General features: G+C 60.6%; 16 protein-coding genes. 13 read left to right on the forward strand and 3 right to left on the reverse strand.

The genetic code is table 11. From position 1 onward, the window contains the following. Nucleotides 1-200: 200 nt before the first annotated feature. Nucleotides 201-1,421, reverse strand: coding sequence for a CaiB/BaiF CoA transferase family protein (locus H7995_RS18060; protein ID WP_166588986.1), 1,221 nt, complete (start codon nt 1,419-1,421; stop codon nt 201-203). Between the two features lie 13 nt (nt 1,422-1,434). Further along, nucleotides 1,435-2,616 carry an acyl-CoA dehydrogenase gene (locus H7995_RS18065; protein WP_166588985.1) on the reverse strand — a complete coding sequence of 394 codons (1,182 nt, stop codon included), beginning with the start codon at nt 2,614-2,616 and terminating at the stop codon, nt 1,435-1,437. 157 nt (nt 2,617-2,773) lie between these two features. Here H7995_RS18065 and H7995_RS18070 point away from each other — a divergent pair, with 157 nt between their 5' ends. The 11 genes from H7995_RS18070 to H7995_RS18120 all read left to right on the forward strand — a co-directional run bounded on the left by H7995_RS18070 (nt 2,774) and on the right by H7995_RS18120 (nt 12,923). Continuing rightward, a complete protein-coding gene (locus H7995_RS18070; protein WP_166588984.1) occupies nt 2,774-3,694 on the forward strand; it encodes a LysR family transcriptional regulator in 921 nt (306 codons plus the stop codon). 430 nt (nt 3,695-4,124) lie between these two features. Then, nucleotides 4,125-5,246, forward strand: a complete 1,122-nt coding sequence (locus H7995_RS18075; RefSeq protein WP_166588983.1) for a Re/Si-specific NAD(P)(+) transhydrogenase subunit alpha — start codon at nt 4,125-4,127, stop codon at nt 5,244-5,246. Between the two features lie 15 nt (nt 5,247-5,261). Next, entirely contained in the window at nt 5,262-5,585 is a 324-nt protein-coding gene (locus H7995_RS18080) for an NAD(P) transhydrogenase subunit alpha part 2 (protein WP_003187010.1), read from the forward strand. Further along, entirely contained in the window at nt 5,585-7,021 is a 1,437-nt protein-coding gene (locus H7995_RS18085) for an NAD(P)(+) transhydrogenase (Re/Si-specific) subunit beta (protein ID WP_166588982.1), read from the forward strand. Before H7995_RS18080 ends, H7995_RS18085 begins: the two co-directional genes overlap by 1 nt. Nucleotides 7,022-7,201: 180 nt before the next feature. Continuing rightward, nucleotides 7,202-8,695 (forward strand): succinyl-CoA:acetate CoA-transferase ScpC, encoded by a 1,494-nt coding sequence (locus H7995_RS18090; RefSeq protein WP_166588981.1) that lies wholly within the window; start codon nt 7,202-7,204, stop codon nt 8,693-8,695. Between the two features lie 319 nt (nt 8,696-9,014). Next, nucleotides 9,015-9,230, forward strand: a complete 216-nt coding sequence (locus tag H7995_RS18095; RefSeq protein ID WP_025131744.1) for a DUF1127 domain-containing protein — start codon at nt 9,015-9,017, stop codon at nt 9,228-9,230. Between the two features lie 269 nt (nt 9,231-9,499). Then, entirely contained in the window at nt 9,500-9,709 is a 210-nt protein-coding gene (locus H7995_RS18100; protein WP_185818699.1) for a DUF1127 domain-containing protein, read from the forward strand. A gap of 175 nt (nt 9,710-9,884) precedes the next feature. Beyond that, on the forward strand, nt 9,885-10,202 hold the full coding sequence (locus H7995_RS18105; protein ID WP_166588979.1) for a DUF2388 domain-containing protein: 318 nt from the start codon (nt 9,885-9,887) through the stop codon (nt 10,200-10,202). Nucleotides 10,203-10,307: 105 nt separating this feature from the next. Beyond that, entirely contained in the window at nt 10,308-10,616 is a 309-nt protein-coding gene (locus tag H7995_RS18110) for a DUF2388 domain-containing protein (RefSeq protein ID WP_166588978.1), read from the forward strand. A gap of 28 nt (nt 10,617-10,644) precedes the next feature. Then, entirely contained in the window at nt 10,645-10,965 is a 321-nt protein-coding gene (locus tag H7995_RS18115; protein WP_095165173.1) for a DUF2388 domain-containing protein, read from the forward strand. Further along, nucleotides 10,962-12,923, forward strand: coding sequence for a DUF7844 domain-containing protein (locus H7995_RS18120; RefSeq protein WP_166588977.1), 1,962 nt, complete (start codon nt 10,962-10,964; stop codon nt 12,921-12,923). The genes H7995_RS18115 and H7995_RS18120 overlap by 4 nt, the downstream gene beginning before the upstream one ends. Before the next feature lie 21 nt (nt 12,924-12,944). Here the strand turns inward: H7995_RS18120 and H7995_RS18125 are convergent, their stop codons facing one another. After that, nucleotides 12,945-13,346, reverse strand: a complete 402-nt coding sequence (locus tag H7995_RS18125; protein ID WP_166588976.1) for a GFA family protein — start codon at nt 13,344-13,346, stop codon at nt 12,945-12,947. Nucleotides 13,347-13,690: 344 nt separating this feature from the next. Here H7995_RS18125 and H7995_RS18130 point away from each other — a divergent pair, with 344 nt between their 5' ends. Together H7995_RS18130 and H7995_RS18135 are read left to right on the forward strand one after the other, a co-directional pair. Next, nucleotides 13,691-14,998, forward strand: coding sequence for a CitMHS family transporter (locus tag H7995_RS18130; RefSeq protein ID WP_095165169.1), 1,308 nt, complete (start codon nt 13,691-13,693; stop codon nt 14,996-14,998). Between the two features lie 86 nt (nt 14,999-15,084). Continuing rightward, the gene (locus H7995_RS18135) at nt 15,085-15,852 is read left to right on the forward strand and encodes a TerC family protein (protein WP_166588975.1); all 768 of its coding nucleotides are present in this window, start codon (nt 15,085-15,087) and stop codon (nt 15,850-15,852) included. Nucleotides 15,853-15,871 lie beyond the last annotated feature (19 nt).

Below are 15,871 nucleotides of genomic sequence, written 5' to 3' on the forward strand. Positions count from 1 at the left end.
CCGAAAACTGCGTAACTCATTGTTTACCAAGGAGTTTTCCGTTTCGACTGCGCCGGAAGTGGGGCGAATTATAGACATCTAGAATCTGCCGTCAACCATTAATTTGGCTTTTCTATCAATGAGTTGCCTAAAGCCAAAAAAGGCGGTGCTGCGCCTTCTATATAAGCAAGGGAAACACCGCCTCTATATAGAAGGGACACCTAGAGCACGCCAGACTCCTTGAAGGCGGCAACTGCAGCAGCATCCAGACCCAGCACCCGCTGCAAGACCTCCAGCGTGTGCTCGCCCAACAGCGGCGGAGCGCTATGGTATTGCACCGGCGTTTCGGACAGACGAATCGGGCTGGCCACCTGCGGCACCATACCCGCCAGCGCATGGGGCAGTTCGATCGCCAGCCCGCGCGCCTGGACCTGCGGATCGGCAAACACCTGCGACAGATCATTGATCGGCCCACAGGGCACACCCGCCTGTTCCAACTCAGCCACCCACTGGGCGGTGGTCTTGAATACCGTAGCCTGACGAATCAGCGGAATCAGCACCGCGCGATTGGCCACCCGCAGCTTGTTCGTGGCAAACCTGGCATCGTCTGCCCACTGTGGCTGACCCGCCACTTCGGCAAACTTGCGAAACTGCCCGTCATTGCCCACCGTCAGGATGAAGTCGCCATCCGCCGTCGGGAAATCCTGGTAAGGCACGATGTTCGGATGAGCATTGCCCAACCGCTTGGGCGCAACCCCTGTCGTCAGGTAGTTCATGGCCTGATTGGCCAGACAGGCGACCTGGACATCCAGCAGCGCCATATCAATATGCTGTCCACCACCGTCATGATCCCGGTGCGCCAAGGCCGCCAGGATCGCCACGGTGGAGTAGAGCCCGGTCAGAATGTCCGTCAGCGCCACACCCACCTTGACCGGGCCGGCGCCTTCATCACCTTCAGGGCGGCCAGTCAGGCTCATCAAGCCCCCCAGGCCCTGAATCATAAAGTCATAGCCCGCACGCTTGGCATAGGGTCCGGTCTGGCCGAACCCCGTGATCGAGCAGTAGATCAAATCAGGATTGATCGCCTTGAGCGACTCATAGTCCAAACCATAAGCCGCCAGGCCACCGACCTTGAAGTTCTCGATGAGTATGTCGGACTTGGCAGCCAGCTCGCGCACCAGACGCTGACCCTCAGGCCGGGTGAAGTCAATGGTCACCGATTGTTTGTTGCGGTTGGCGGAGAGGTAGTAGGCCGCCTCGCTGGTGTTCTCGCCATAGGCGTCCTTCAGGAAGGGCGGCCCCCAGGCGCGCGTGTCATCACCGTTGCCAGGACGCTCGACCTTGATCACCTCGGCTCCCAGGTCCGCCAGGATCTGGCCAGCCCAGGGGCCGGCCAATACACGCGATAAATCCAGTACCCGCAAATGCGATAACGCACCCATGGCCGCTCTCCTGTCAGTAGAACGCCTGGAGACCGGTCTGTGCACGGCCGAGGATCAGCGCGTGAACGTCGTGAGTACCTTCGTAGGTGTTGACCACCTCGAGGTTGACCAGGTGACGCGCGACACCGAACTCGTCGGAGATGCCGTTGCCGCCAAGCATGTCGCGAGCCATGCGCGCGATGTCCAGGGACTTGCCGCAGGAGTTGCGCTTCATCATCGAAGTGATTTCCACCGCCGCCGTACCTTCATCCTTCATACGGCCAAGACGCAGGCAGCTTTGCAGCGCCAGGGTGATTTCCGTCTGCATATCCGCCAGCTTCTTCTGGATCAACTGGGTCGCAGCCAGGGGACGGCCGAACTGCTGGCGGTCCAGGGTGTATTGGCGCGCGGTGTGCCAGCAGAACTCGGCGGCACCCAGTGCCCCCCAGGAGATGCCATAGCGGGCGGAGTTGAGGCAGGTAAACGGACCTTTCAGACCACGCACGTCCGGGAAGATGTTTTCTTCCGGAACAAACACGTTGTCCATCACGATTTCGCCGGTGATGGAGGCACGCAGGCCGACCTTGCCGTGAATAGCGGGAGCGCTCAGGCCCTTCCAGCCTTTCTCGAGAACGAATCCGCGGATGTCGCCAGCATCGTCTTTGCCCCACACCACGAACACATCGGCAATCGGGCTGTTGGTGATCCACATCTTGCTGCCGGTCAGGCTGTAGCCGCCTTCCACCTTGCGCGCACGAGTAATCATGGAGCCCGGGTCGGAACCATGGTTAGGCTCGGTCAGACCGAAGCAACCAATCCATTCACCGGACGCCAGTTTCGGCAGGTACTTCTGTTTCTGCGCCTCAGTGCCGAACTCATTGATAGGCACCATGACCAGGGAAGACTGCACACTCATCATCGAGCGATAGCCGGAGTCGACACGCTCGACTTCACGGGCAATCAGCCCGTAGCAGACGTAGTTCAGGCCGCTGCCGCCGTATTGCTCGGGAATGGTCGCGCCCAGCAGGCCGATCTCGCCCATTTCGCGGAAGATCGCCGGATCGGTCTTTTCATGGCGGAAGGCTTCAAGGATGCGCGGAGCCAGCTTGTCCTGGGCAAACTGCGCTGCGCTGTCGCGCACCATGCGCTCCTCTTCAGTGAGCTGTTGATCCAGCAACAGGGGATCGATCCAGTTGAAGCTAGCTTTACCGCCCATGAGCGTATCCTCGCGAAGTGGGTCAAATATCGTGGAATGATCCTAGGCGTCGCTAGCGGAATGGGCAAACGAGGATTTTGCATGCTGTTGTGCTAATTTCTCACTCCGTAATAGCCTGAAACGGCATACACGAGAATCATTAGTGAGGTTGCCGTACATGCGCAGGAAGATCCCCAGCACCGCTGCCCTGATCAGCTTCGAAGCCGCCGCCCGCCACGAGAGCTTTACCAAGGCCGCCCTGGAGCTTTCGCTGACCCAGGGCGCGATATGCCGACAGATCGCCAGCCTGGAGGAGTTCCTGAGTGTCGAACTGTTCCGACGCTCACGGCGTGGCGTGAAACTCACCGAAGCCGGCCTGTCCTACAGCCGCCGGGTGGCAACCCAACTGGACGCAGTTGAGCGCGACACCCTGTCGGTGATGGGGCAGCAGGGCGCCAACGTCATCGAGCTGGCAGTCGTGCCGACGTTTGGCACCCAATGGCTACTGCCCCGACTCAAGGACTTTCAAGAGCAGCACCCGGAAGTGACGGTCAACCTGACCAACCGCACAAGGCCCTTCCTGTTTGCCGACACCGACTTCGACGCCGCGATCTACTTCGGCGACGCCGATTGGTCAGGTACCGAATCCCACAGGTTGATGGGAGAAAACCCGATGCCGGTGTGCAGCCCGACCTTACTCGGCCGGTTCACGCAGCTCAGCGCCGAGCAGATTGCCGATTTGCCCCTGTTGCAACAGACCACACGCCCGTACGCCTGGCGCCAGTGGTTCAATTCCCGGAACCTGAATATCCCCCGGGACATGACAGGCCCGCGTTACGAGCTATTCTCCATGCTCGCCCAAGCGGCCATGCATGACATGGGCATCGCCCTGATCCCGCCGTTCCTGATCCAGCGTGAACTGGCCGAGAAAAGACTGGTCATTGCCAACCCCCAGGCCCTGTCGAGCATCAAGGCCTATTACCTGATGATTCCTGACCGAAAGGTCGAATCCGCCTCTTTGCGCGCATTTCGCGACTGGCTGATTCATCAGGCCCACAGCTACAACGTAGAAGGGCAGGGGCTTACAGGCATTAACTGACCCCGTAGTCAGCAAAATCAAAGCCCTACAGATATAACTATTTGTCGCATTTAGGCAGCCTTTACGGAATACCTGCACAATCGTCCCACAGCCGCCTAACGGCGTGGCTTTCGCACCCTAATTCGGGACCATGGCGCATCATTCATACAGCCGATGTGAAAATCCCCCGTTTTTCGCCAGAATCCTTACAAGGCACGGCCTAGAGGGGATTAGCCCGACTGGTTGCGACATTCGGTCACGGGGTGACTTGTAGTTAATTTTCCGTCACCCGTCATAATCCCTTGAAGGGCACAAAGTTCGCCTGCAAAATGCCGCGCCCCGCCTGAAATACAGCGGGGTCGTGCTGATCGGCCGCCCCAGCCGCACCCTCCGCAGTGCGCTGGCCTTCTAAGAAAGATCGAAAGCAATAAGATCAAGCAGGAGATTTGACGTGCACATTGGTGTTCCTCTCGAAACCCAGACCGGTGAAACGCGGGTTGCTGCAACCCCGGAAACCATCAAGAAGCTGATCGGCCAGGGTCATAAAGTCACTGTGCAAAGCGGCGCCGGCATCAACGCCAGCGTTGTCGACAGTGCTTATGAAGCGGCAGGTGCAGTGATTGGCAGTGCCAACGACGCATTTGGCGCAGAGCTGATCCTCAAGGTTGTCGCCCCCAGCGACAGCGAACTGAGCCTGATCAAAAGTGGAACCGTGCTGGTAGGCATGCTCAACCCGTTCAGCAATGAAACCATTGCCAAACTGGCCGAGCGTGGCATTACCGCGTTCTCCCTGGAAGCAGCGCCGCGCACCTCCCGTGCGCAGAGCCTGGATGTGCTCTCCTCGCAAGCCAACATTGCCGGCTATAAGGCTGTGTTGCTGGCCGCTCATCACTATCCGCGCTTCATGCCGATGCTGATGACCGCCGCGGGCACGGTAAAAGCTGCTCGCGTACTGATTCTCGGCGCTGGCGTGGCAGGCCTGCAGGCCATCGCTACGGCGAAACGCTTGGGCGCGGTGATCGAAGCCTCCGACGTCCGTCCGGCGGTGAAAGAACAGATCGAATCCCTGGGCGCCAAGTTCGTCGACGTGCCTTATGAAACCGACGAAGAGCGTGAATGCGCAGTGGGCGTCGGCGGTTACGCACGGCCGATGCCGGCCAGCTGGATGCAGCGCCAGGCCCTGGCCGTGCACGAGCGCGCCAAGCAAGCCGACATTGTCATCACCACGGCCCTGATTCCTGGCCGCAAGGCCCCGGTATTGCTGAGCGCCGAGACCGTTGCCCAGATGAAACCCGGCTCGGTGGTCATCGACCTGGCAGCGGCACAGGGCGGCAACTGCCCATTGACCGTTGCGGACCAGGTGATCGTTGCGCACGGCGTGACCATCGCCGGCCCGACCAACCTGGCGGCCCAGGTCGGCGCAGATGCCTCGGCGTTGTATGCGCGCAACCTGCTGGACTTCCTCAAGCTGGTCTTCACCAAGGAAGGCCAGTTCGAGATCAACCTCGAAGACGACATCGTCGCCGCGTGCCTGATGTGCCGCGACGGCCAAGTCATCCGCAAAAACGCCTAAGCAGGGATTCAGACGATGGAAGAGCTTATCTCCCCCGGTATCTACAACCTGATCATCTTCGTGCTGGCGATTTATGTCGGTTATCACGTGGTCTGGAACGTTACACCCGCGCTGCACACCCCCTTGATGGCGGTGACCAACGCGATCTCGGCAATCGTGATCGTCGGCGCCATGCTGGCGGCCGCACTGACCGTCACCCCATTGGGCAAGACCATGGGCACCCTCGCCGTCGCACTGGCGGCCGTGAACGTGTTCGGTGGCTTCCTGGTCACCCGTCGCATGCTTGAGATGTTCAAGAAAAAAGCCCCGAAAGCCGTAAAAGAAGAGGCGCCCAAGTAATGAGCATGAACCTCGTAACGACGCTCTACTTGATCGCGTCGATCTGCTTCATCCAGGCCCTCAAAGGCCTGTCGCACCCGACCACTTCGCGGCGCGGCAACCTGTTCGGCATGCTCGGCATGGCACTGGCCATCCTGACCACCGTCGGCCTCATCTATAAGCTGGGCGCTGAACTGGCTACGGCCGGTATTGGCTACGTGATCGTTGGCCTGTTGGTCGGCGGCACTGCCGGCTCGGTCATGGCCAAACGGGTTGAAATGACCAAGATGCCGGAACTGGTCGCCTTCATGCACAGCATGATCGGCCTGGCCGCGGTATTCATCGCGATTGCTGCGGTGGTCGAGCCGCAATCGCTGGGTATCGTCAAACAACTGGGGGACGCGATTCCGGCCGGTAACCGCCTGGAGTTGTTCCTCGGTGCCGCCATCGGTGCCATCACCTTCTCCGGTTCGGTCATCGCCTTCGGCAAACTCTCGGGCAAGTACAAGTTCCGTCTGTTCCAGGGCGCACCGGTACAGTTCAGCGGCCAGCACAAGATCAACCTGGTGCTGGGCCTGGCCACCTTGGGCCTGGGCATCACGTTCATGCTGACCGGCAACCTCGGCGCGTTTGCCCTGATGCTGGCGCTGGCTTTTGTGCTGGGCGTGCTGATCATCATCCCGATCGGTGGTGCCGACATGCCGGTGGTGGTGTCGATGCTCAACAGCTACTCCGGTTGGGCTGCGGCCGGTATCGGCTTCTCGCTGAACAACTCGATGCTGATCATTGCCGGCTCCCTGGTGGGCTCCAGCGGCGCGATCCTCTCGTACATCATGTGCAAGGCGATGAACCGTTCATTCTTCAACGTCCTGCTGGGTGGCTTCGGCAACACCGCAGACGCCGCAGGCCCAGCCGGTTCGGCGGAAGCGCGTCCGGTGAAATCCGGCTCGGCTGACGACGCCACCTTCCTGCTGACCAACGCCGACACCGTGATCATCGTTCCGGGCTATGGCCTGGCGGTGGCACGGGCGCAGCACGCCCTGAAAGAACTGACCGAGAAGCTGACCCATCGTGGCGTGACCGTGAAATACGCGATCCACCCGGTGGCAGGCCGCATGCCTGGGCACATGAACGTCCTGCTGGCCGAGGCCGAAGTACCGTACGACCAAGTGTTCGAGATGGAAGACATCAACTCCGAGTTCGGCCAGGCCGACGTGGTACTGGTGCTCGGCGCCAACGACGTGGTCAACCCGGCGGCGAAGAACGATCCGAAGTCGCCGATCGCCGGCATGCCGATTCTCGAGGCCTTCAAGGCCAAGACCATCATCGTCAACAAGCGCTCGATGGCCAGCGGCTATGCCGGCCTGGATAACGAGCTGTTCTACCTGGACAAGACCATGATGGTCTTTGGCGACGCCAAGAAAGTCATCGAAGATATGGTCAAGGCTGTCGAATAAACACTGCTCCACGGCAATACCAAAAACCCCGGCCTCCCGTAGGCTGGGGTTTTTTATTTGCGCCAATAACCCGACCAAAGGCTCTAAATCAGGGGCCTGCATTCGACCATGGTAGTGGGACGAATGTTTTCGAAATCACTAGACTGCGCATATTGCTTCCGTTGCCCGAGATAATAATCCATGTACCGTGACCGTATTCGCTTGCCTTCGTTGTTGGATAAGGTGATGAGCGCCGCCGAGGCTGCCGCTCTGATTGAGGACGGCATGACCGTCGGCATGAGCGGCTTCACCCGCGCCGGCGAAGCCAAGGCCGTGCCCCACGCACTGGCCGAGCGCGCCAAGGTCACGCCGCTGAAGATCAGCCTCATGACCGGCGCCAGCCTGGGCAACGACCTCGACAAACAATTGACCGAAGCGGGCGTCCTGGCTCGCCGCATGCCATTCCAGGTCGACAGCACCCTGCGCAAGGCAATCAACGCCGGCGAAGTGATGTTCATCGACCAGCACCTGTCGGAAACCGTGGAGCAGCTGCGCAACCAGCAACTCAAGCTGCCGGACATCGCGGTCATCGAAGCCGTGGCCATCACCGAACAAGGCCACATCGTGCCGACTACCTCGGTCGGCAATTCCGCCAGCTTCGCGATTTTCGCCAAGCAGGTGATCGTCGAGATCAACCTGGCGCACAACCCGAACCTGGAAGGTCTGCACGACATCTATATCCCGACCTACCGCCCGACCCGCACACCGATCCCGCTGACCCAGGTCGACGATCGCATCGGCAGCACGGCAATTGCGATTCCACCGGAAAAGATCGTCGCCATCGTCATCACCAACCAATCGGACTCGCCGTCCACGGTGCTGCCACCGGACAACGAGACACAGGCCATTGCCGACCACCTGATCAACTTCTTCAAGCAGGAAGTGGACGCTGGCCGCATGACCAACAAGCTGGGCCCGCTCCAGGCCGGCATCGGCAGCATCGCCAACTCCGTAATGTGCGGATTGATCGATTCGCCGTTCGAAGACCTGACCATGTACTCCGAAGTGCTGCAGGACTCCACCTTCGACTTGATCGACGCCGGCAAGCTGAGCTTTGCCTCGGGCAGCTCGATCACCCTGTCGCAACGCCGCAACGCCGATGTGTTTGGCAATCTGGAGCGCTATAAGGACAAACTGGTCCTGCGCCCGCAGGAAATTTCCAACCACCCTGAAGTGGTGCGTCGCCTGGGCATCATCGGCATCAACACCGCGCTGGAATTCGACCTGTACGGCAACGTCAACTCCACTCACGTCTGCGGCACGCGGATGATGAACGGCATCGGCGGCTCGGGGGACTTCGCCCGCAACGCGCACCTGGCGATCTTCGTCACCAAGTCGATTGCCAAGGGCGGGGCGATCTCCAGCGTCGTGCCAATGGTCAGCCACGTTGACCACACCGAGCACGACGTCGACATCCTGGTGACCGAGATCGGCCTTGCCGACTTGCGTGGCCTGGCCCCTCGGGAGCGCGCCCGGGTGGTTATCGACAACTGTGTACACCCGGACTACCGCGAAGCGCTCAATGCGTACTTCGAGAAGGCCTGCGCCATCGGCGGCCACACGCCACACATCCTGCGCGAAGCCCTCAGTTGGCACATGAACCTGGAAGAAACCGGGCGCATGCTCGCCGTGTAATTGGTACAGATGGCGGCCGGCAAAAACAGTTTTTTGCCGGCCCGCTATCTTCCACCCAAGACCTTGCAAAAACTGTACTACTGTACCGGTCATTTCCTACGGAAAAAGCCTACCTTTCCCCACTAAAACCTGCATAACGCACCATAATCGTGCGGACAGGTACAGTTGCCTCAATTTAGACCAGTACACCCCCCTTTAACAGTTAACTGGTCTCTCACAATACAGGTGAACTGTATCTACAGAGACTGGCCAAACGAGAGGATCATGGGCACCAGTTAAACCACTACCTAATCCCGCCACAAGCGGAAGGATGTCAACCATGGAACGTACACTCAGTTCCGAACTGTTCTTCGAAGACAAGGCTGTAAAAACCCAGGCTTCCATGCCTCTTCGCGTTCTCGCCAACCTGATGCTGTGGCAGCGCCGCATCTCCAGCCGCCATCAACTGGCTCGCCTGGATTCGCGTCTGCTGGCTGACGCAGGGATTAGCGAAGCACAACGCTACGAAGAGCTGAGCAAGCCGTTCTGGCGCTAAGTTAGCGTCGCTGGCCCTGACCCTCCGGGTCCACCGCCAGCACTCTGAATTGCACACACAAGACCCGTCGCGGGAAACCGCGACGGGTCTTGTCGTTTCAGGGTAAAAAATCGCAGGTACAGAAGACACTTCTCAAGACAGGTACAGTCTCTATAAACATCAAACTGAACCAGTACAATTTTACCCCGGTGTCACTGCCCCGCTAAACCGCAAGGGCCCAACATGACCTCCCAAGGCTGCACTTTCAGCCTTTGCGCGAGGAATTGAGCATGGACCCGTCACTCGAGATGCCCCTACCACGCCGCGAGCGGCTCAGCCTGCCGGGGCGACTCTCCCGACTGTTCAGGGCCATTGGCCAATGCCGGGAGCGGGCGCGTACCCGTCACCTGCTGGCCCAGTTCAATGACCAGCAACTGGCCGATATCGGCATCAGCCACTCGGAACGCATGGCCGAGCTGGAGCGCCCCTTCTGGCAATAGTGGTCGGCAAAAAGGCCCACAGGGCTGTTCGAATCCTTGAACATGGGCCTAATATCCAGATACAACGTGGCGAACACTGCACGGTACGCGTCTGACTCTTCAGGCACCGTGCGGCTCGCGGTGGTTGTCGGGCGTTTTCCAACGCCACTTTTTTGTTCTTAAAAGGAGTTACCCCATGTCCCGTCTTCGTCTGCTCAGCGCTGCAGCCCTGCTGGCCGTGGCTGCCAATTCGCACGCCACCAGCTTCATCGTCACCACGGACGCTGTCGTCGGCGCGCTCAAAGCCACTTCCGACGCTACCTCCGACGTCACGTCTTCGTTCAAGGACGACAAAATCGTGCGCGCAGCCCGTGATGACGCGGCCAGCTTCGTGGCCAGCGAAGGCGCCATCCGCGGCGTTCGCCTGGAAAGTGCCCTGGAGCACATCCGCAAGCAGGTTCCACAGTTGAGCGCGACCGACGCCCAACTGGCTCAGGCTATCCTGACCATCTGATTGCAGACACTGTACGGGGCGGCCTGAGCTGCCCCGTTTGCCAAGGCCTGGCTCTGGGCCGGGCATTGCGCTAGCCTTGGGGCTGGTTTTCAGCTGTCTGGTCCCATGGATTTTCTTGTAAAAGCACTGTTCGTCCCCGCCACCTTCATCGCCTGCGGGATCACCTCGGCTCACGCCCTGGACCTGACCACGCAGAACCTTGTCGTCACCGCCTATGCCACAAGCATGGTGACCGCCGCTCCCTTCGACCATAAACTGCTGCTCGCCGCGCACGATGATGCGGCTGCCTTTGTTGCCAGCAATGGCCAACTACGAGGAGCGCACCTGGAGTCGGCCCTGGTTTACCTGCACCAGCACCGGGCAAAACTTCATGCAAGTGACCTTGAACTGGCACAGGCAATTCTCGTCCAATAGCTATCCCACGTTCTTCCGGAGTCGTTCCATGCGTAGCCCGCTGATTGCTGCCACCCTTGGCCTATTGTTGTTGGCCGACATGGCCCAGGCCCAAACCCTGGTCGCCACCAGTAACATCATCATCCGCGCCTCACAGCGCACCCTTGATTTCACCTCGGACACCACGACGTCCATCCGCGACTCGAAAGTCGTACGCGATGCCCACGACGACGCGGCCAGTTTCGTCGCCAGCAATGGTGATATCCGTGGCGCGCACCTGGAAGCGGCCTTCGATACCTTGCGCACCCGCGTGCCGGAAGCCCGCGACGCCAGTGACCAGGTACTCGCCGAAGCCATCCTCGCACTGTGAGGTCGTTCGTCACCGGGCTGCTGACTGCTGCCGCGCTGCTCTTTGGCATAACTGCCCAGGCCGGCCTGCAACTGCACCTCAAGACCGAAGGCTTGAGCCCGGCAGAACAGCAGGCCAGCCAGGCCTTGCTCGACGAGGCGATGCAGGCGCTGCCGCCGCACTTCGTCGAACAACTGGACCGGCGAATTGATGTCGGCTGGACCGACAACATGCCAGCCAACGCCTACGGCCAGGCCTCCCTGGTGTCTGAACTGGACCTCAACCGCAAACTGCTACCCGGCCTGACGGACGGTAGCGCCGCAACAAAAAAGACCCATCGCCCCCACGGCACCGTACGCCGCGAGATGCTGGCCACGGTGCTGCATGAACTGACCCACATCTATGACCGTGCGCGTTTATGGCCCACCCCCGAGCGCTTGTTGATCCAGCGCTGTACCCGGCAGAACAACAGTTCGGGCCTGATCGGCATGCCCGATCAATGCCGCGGCCAGAACGACCGGCGCTTCACCCTCAGTGATGACCCGCGCCTGCTGGACCTGGCCGGCTGGCAGCAGTACGTCGGCCGGCGCGGAGAACGTGAACAGCACAACCGCCAGATCGCGCGCAGCCCGGACTTGTACGAAACCAGCAGCCCCAAGGAGTTCGTCGCGGTCAACATGGAGTACTTCCTCCTCGACCCGAGCTACGCCTGCCGCCGTCCGGCGCTATACCGCTACTACCAGCAACACTTTGGCTGGGCACCGTCGACACAGGAAAACTGCGCCACATCCTTCGCCTTTCTCAACGCCGGCAACGACTTTGGCAAGCAGCCGCTGGGCCAGGTCGACCCGGAGCGGGTCTACGCCGTCGATTACCTGCTGGCCGAAGCCAACCAGAACCTGGTGAGCCGCTGGGGCCACAGCATGTTGCGCCTGGTGATCTGTGCACCCGGGCGCCCGCGTGGGCCCGATTGCCGGCTGGATCTGGAATATTCCCTGGTGCTGTCCTACCGCGCCTTCGTCGGCGACGTGCAGCTATCGAGTTGGGACGGCCTGGTGGGCAAATACCCCTCGCGGCTTTTTGTACTGCCCCTGGCACAAGTCATCGACGAGTACACCAAGACCGAATTGCGCAGCCTGGCGTCCGTACCGCTGATCCTCTCGCGCAGCGAGATCGACGAAGTGGTAGAGCACGCTGCCGAGATGCACTGGAGCTACGACGGCAATTACTTCTTCCTCTCCAACAACTGTGCCGTGGAGAGCCTGAAACTGTTACGCAGTGGCAGCAACAATCCGCAACTGGTCGGCCTGGACAGCATCATGCCCAACGGCCTGCTGGAAGTGCTCAAGGCCCGCGGCCTGGCCGACACCAGCGTGCTCGACGACCAGCGTGAGGCCTTGCGCCTGGGTTATCGCTTCGATTCATTCCGCGACCGCTATCAAGCCATGTTCGAGGTGCTGAAAAAGCACCTGCCGATCAAACAGGACAAGGTTGAAGACTGGCTGACGTCAAGCGCTGCCGATCGCCGCCAATGGTTCGACCAGGCTGACCTGCGTACCAGCGCTGCCTTGCTGTTGCTGGAGCAGGCGAGCTTCCGCCAGCAACTGCTGCTGGCCCAGAACGAAGTCAAGCAACGCTACCTCGATGCGCGGGAGCTGGAGAACGGCGGCATGGACCGGGCCAACAAGACCCTGCAGCAGATCCTCGCCAACAGCGGCTTCCTCAGCCGCCCGGCGGAGTTGCTCGACGAGGGTGGCTACGGGTTGCCGCAAGCCAACGAATGGCAACGCCTGGAAGCTGAAAGCAGCAGCCGCCAGAAAGTACTGCAAGCCTTGACCGGCGACCTCGACAAAGAGGCCCGAGCCCTGCTGGAGCCGGCCCGGGCCGCGGAGATCGCCGCCAACGAAGCCAACGTCAAGCAATTGGGCGAACACCTGCGGGCGCTGCACAAGGCGGCAGGCGGCCTGGAGCTACCCTGACCCCCAGGCGCATGGCAGCCGCTACAGGGTTTCCTCGGGTTCTTCGGGGAGGTGTTCGTCCAGGTGCAGCCAAGGCAATCGGCTGTCGGTCCAGATGTGCCGTTCGGCCGGCGCCCGCTCAGGGTGATCCAGAGTGGCAATGGTCACATCGATAGTGTCCGGGCTCAGGTGCGTGATCAATGCCAGTTGCGCACCACAGTGGCCACAGAAATAACGCACACAGCTGGCCGAAGAATCGTACTGCGCCGGGGTGCCCGCCAGCCACTGGAAGGCTGGACGGGGCAGGGTGATCCAGGTGGTCACCAGGCCGCCGCTGACCCGTCGGCAAATCGAGCAGTGGCAATGGGCGATGTCACACAACGGCCCGCTGAATTGATAACGCAACTGCCCACAATGGCAGCCACCGGTGTGAAGTTCGCTCATGCCGACCCTCCTCATCCCCAACGGCGCCCCCTCAATCCGGGGCACTGCCCAGCACTTTAAGCCTCGCCAGGCGCGCTTGCACATCTCGTCCGGTGTTTGTCTGGCGAAAGGTAGCTGAAAGGTTTGCCGATTAGGATCGCCCTCACTGCCGGCAATAGACCGGTTGGCCAACGCGAAATCCACAACGCTCGCACGGCCCAATTAACAACAACAATGGTGATTCTGATGTCTGCTCACACCCGCCTGCTCGCCCCCACTCCCTTCGTACGCCTCGTGCTTCCCGTTCTGCGCTGACCCCCAACCGGTCCGCCATTCCCTAGTCGCGCTACGTCTGGAGTATTCCCATGCTGACTTTCCTTGGCTTTGCCATGGTCATCACGTTCATGTACCTGATCATGACCAAGCGCCTGTCGGCGCTGATCGCCCTGATCATCGTGCCGATCCTGTTCGCCCTGTTTGGCGGTTTTGCGCCGAAAATCGGCCCGATGATGCTCGAAGGCATCACCAAGCTGGCCCCGACCGGGGTGATGCTGATGTTCGCCATCCTCTATTTTGCCCTGATGATCGACTCCGGCCTGTTCGACCCGGCCGTGCGCAAGATCCTCAAGCTGGTCAAGGGTGACCCGCTGAAGGTGTCCGTCGGCACCGCGGTGCTGGCCCTGGTGGTGTCCCTGGACGGTGACGGCGCCACCACCTACATGATCTGCGTGGCCGCCATGCTGCCGCTGTACAGCCGCATTGGCATGAGCCCGCGCATCATGGCCGGCCTGATCATCCTGGCCGGCGGTGTGATGAACATGACGCCCTGGGGCGGTCCGACCGCCCGCGCCGCCAGTGCGCTGCACGTCGACCCGTCGGATATTTTTGTACCGATGATCCCGGCGATGCTCGCCGGCGTGGTGGCGATCCTGGCGATTGCCTACATGTACGGTAAACGTGAGCGCGCGCGCCTGGGTGAACTGCACTTGATCGGCGACGAGATCGACCACAGCGAAATCAGCGTGTCGCAGTTCCCGGATGCCCGTCGGCCGAAACTGATCTGGTTCAATGGCGCCCTGACGCTGGGCCTGATGTGTGCCTTGATCGCTGGCCTGCTGCCACTGCCGGTGCTGTTCATGGTCGCGTTCAGCATCGCCATGATCGTCAACTACCCATGCCTGCAACAGCAGAAAGACCGCGTCGCGGCTCACGCTGGCAGTGTGCTGGCCGTCGTCGGGCTGATTTTCGCCGCGGGCATCTTCACCGGCATCCTGACCGGCACCGGCATGGTCGACGCGATGTCGAAAAGCCTGCTGGCAGTGATCCCGGACTTCCTCGGCCCTTACCTGGCCGTGATCACGGCCCTGGTGAGCATGCCGTTCACCTTCTTCATGTCCAACGATGCATTTTACTACGGCGTACTACCCGTTCTCGCCGAAGCCGCCAGCCACTACGGCATCACCGCCGTGGAAATGGCCCGCGCCTCGATCGTTGGCCAACCCGTGCACCTGCTGAGCCCGCTGGTGCCATCGACCTACCTGCTGGTGGCGTTGGCCGGGATCGAGTTCGGCGACCACCAGCGCTTCACCCTCAAGTGGGCAGTTCTGGTTTGCCTGTGCATAATGTTCGCCGCGTTGCTGATGGGGATATTTCCGCTGTTCAGCACCCTATAAGCGCACCCACTCACCGCGCCGCCAGCTAGACTTCGAGTTTTGAAGCCGCTGGCGGCGTGGTTTAACACATCCTCAAAGGAATACACATGGAATGGCTGACCAACCCAGAGATCTGGGTTGCCTTCTTGACACTGACGGCCCTGGAAATCGTCCTGGGCATCGACAACATCATCATGATTTCGATTCTGGTCAGCCGCATGCCCAAGCACATGCAGGCGCGCACCCGGATCTTCGGTCTGGCCCTGGCCATGATCACCCGGATCCTGTTGCTGCTGTCGATCACCTGGGTCATGCGCCTGACCGCCGACCTGTTCGTGGTCTTCGGCCAGGGCATTTCCGGACGCGACCTGATCCTGTTCTTCGGTGGCCTGTTCCTGCTGTGGAAAAGCTCCCAGGAGATGTACCACGCACTGGAAGGTGAAGACGAAACCTCCGACGAGCCTACGGGCAAGGGCGGCAACTTCCTCTACACCATCATCCAGATCGCGATCATCGACATCGTGTTCTCCCTGGACTCGGTCATTACTGCCGTGGGCATGGTCTCCCACGTGCCGGTCATGGTCGCCGCGATTATCGTTGCCGTCCTGGTGATGATGCTGGCTGCCGGCACCATCAGCGCGTTCATCGACAAGCACCCGTCGCTGAAAATGCTGGCGCTGTCGTTCCTGCTGGTGGTCGGTACCGTACTGATCGCCGAAGCCTTCGAAGTGCATGTGCCAAAAGGCTACGTCTACTTCGCCATGGCATTCTCGCTGGCGGTGGAAGCGGTCAACATCAAGTTGCGCACCGCGATGGCGAAAAAGAAGAAACAGCAAGACCCGGTCAAGCTGCGCAAGGACATCCCGGGCCAGTAACCTGAACCGGATGCAGGAA

The sequence above is a fragment of the Pseudomonas kielensis genome (assembly GCF_014236655.1).
Lineage (GTDB): Bacteria > Pseudomonadota > Gammaproteobacteria > Pseudomonadales > Pseudomonadaceae > Aquipseudomonas > Aquipseudomonas kielensis.

Coding starts and splice junctions, on each gene's coding strand:
- H7995_RS18110 (WP_166588978.1), top strand. CDS start 10,308: ATGGATTTTCTTGTAAAAGCACTGTTCGTCCCCGCCACCTTCATCGCC.
- H7995_RS18085 (WP_166588982.1), top strand. CDS start 5,585: ATGAGCATGAACCTCGTAACGACGCTCTACTTGATCGCGTCGATCTGC.
- H7995_RS18080 (WP_003187010.1), top strand. CDS start 5,262: ATGGAAGAGCTTATCTCCCCCGGTATCTACAACCTGATCATCTTCGTG.
- H7995_RS18060 (WP_166588986.1), bottom strand. CDS start 1,421: ATGGGTGCGTTATCGCATTTGCGGGTACTGGATTTATCGCGTGTATTG.
- H7995_RS18130 (WP_095165169.1), top strand. CDS start 13,691: ATGCTGACTTTCCTTGGCTTTGCCATGGTCATCACGTTCATGTACCTG.
- H7995_RS18065 (WP_166588985.1), bottom strand. CDS start 2,616: ATGGGCGGTAAAGCTAGCTTCAACTGGATCGATCCCCTGTTGCTGGAT.
- H7995_RS18125 (WP_166588976.1), bottom strand. CDS start 13,346: ATGAGCGAACTTCACACCGGTGGCTGCCATTGTGGGCAGTTGCGTTAT.
- H7995_RS18115 (WP_095165173.1), top strand. CDS start 10,645: ATGCGTAGCCCGCTGATTGCTGCCACCCTTGGCCTATTGTTGTTGGCC.
- H7995_RS18100 (WP_185818699.1), top strand. CDS start 9,500: ATGGACCCGTCACTCGAGATGCCCCTACCACGCCGCGAGCGGCTCAGC.
- H7995_RS18090 (WP_166588981.1), top strand. CDS start 7,202: ATGTACCGTGACCGTATTCGCTTGCCTTCGTTGTTGGATAAGGTGATG.
- H7995_RS18095 (WP_025131744.1), top strand. CDS start 9,015: ATGGAACGTACACTCAGTTCCGAACTGTTCTTCGAAGACAAGGCTGTA.
- H7995_RS18105 (WP_166588979.1), top strand. CDS start 9,885: ATGTCCCGTCTTCGTCTGCTCAGCGCTGCAGCCCTGCTGGCCGTGGCT.
- H7995_RS18135 (WP_166588975.1), top strand. CDS start 15,085: ATGGAATGGCTGACCAACCCAGAGATCTGGGTTGCCTTCTTGACACTG.
- H7995_RS18070 (WP_166588984.1), top strand. CDS start 2,774: ATGCGCAGGAAGATCCCCAGCACCGCTGCCCTGATCAGCTTCGAAGCC.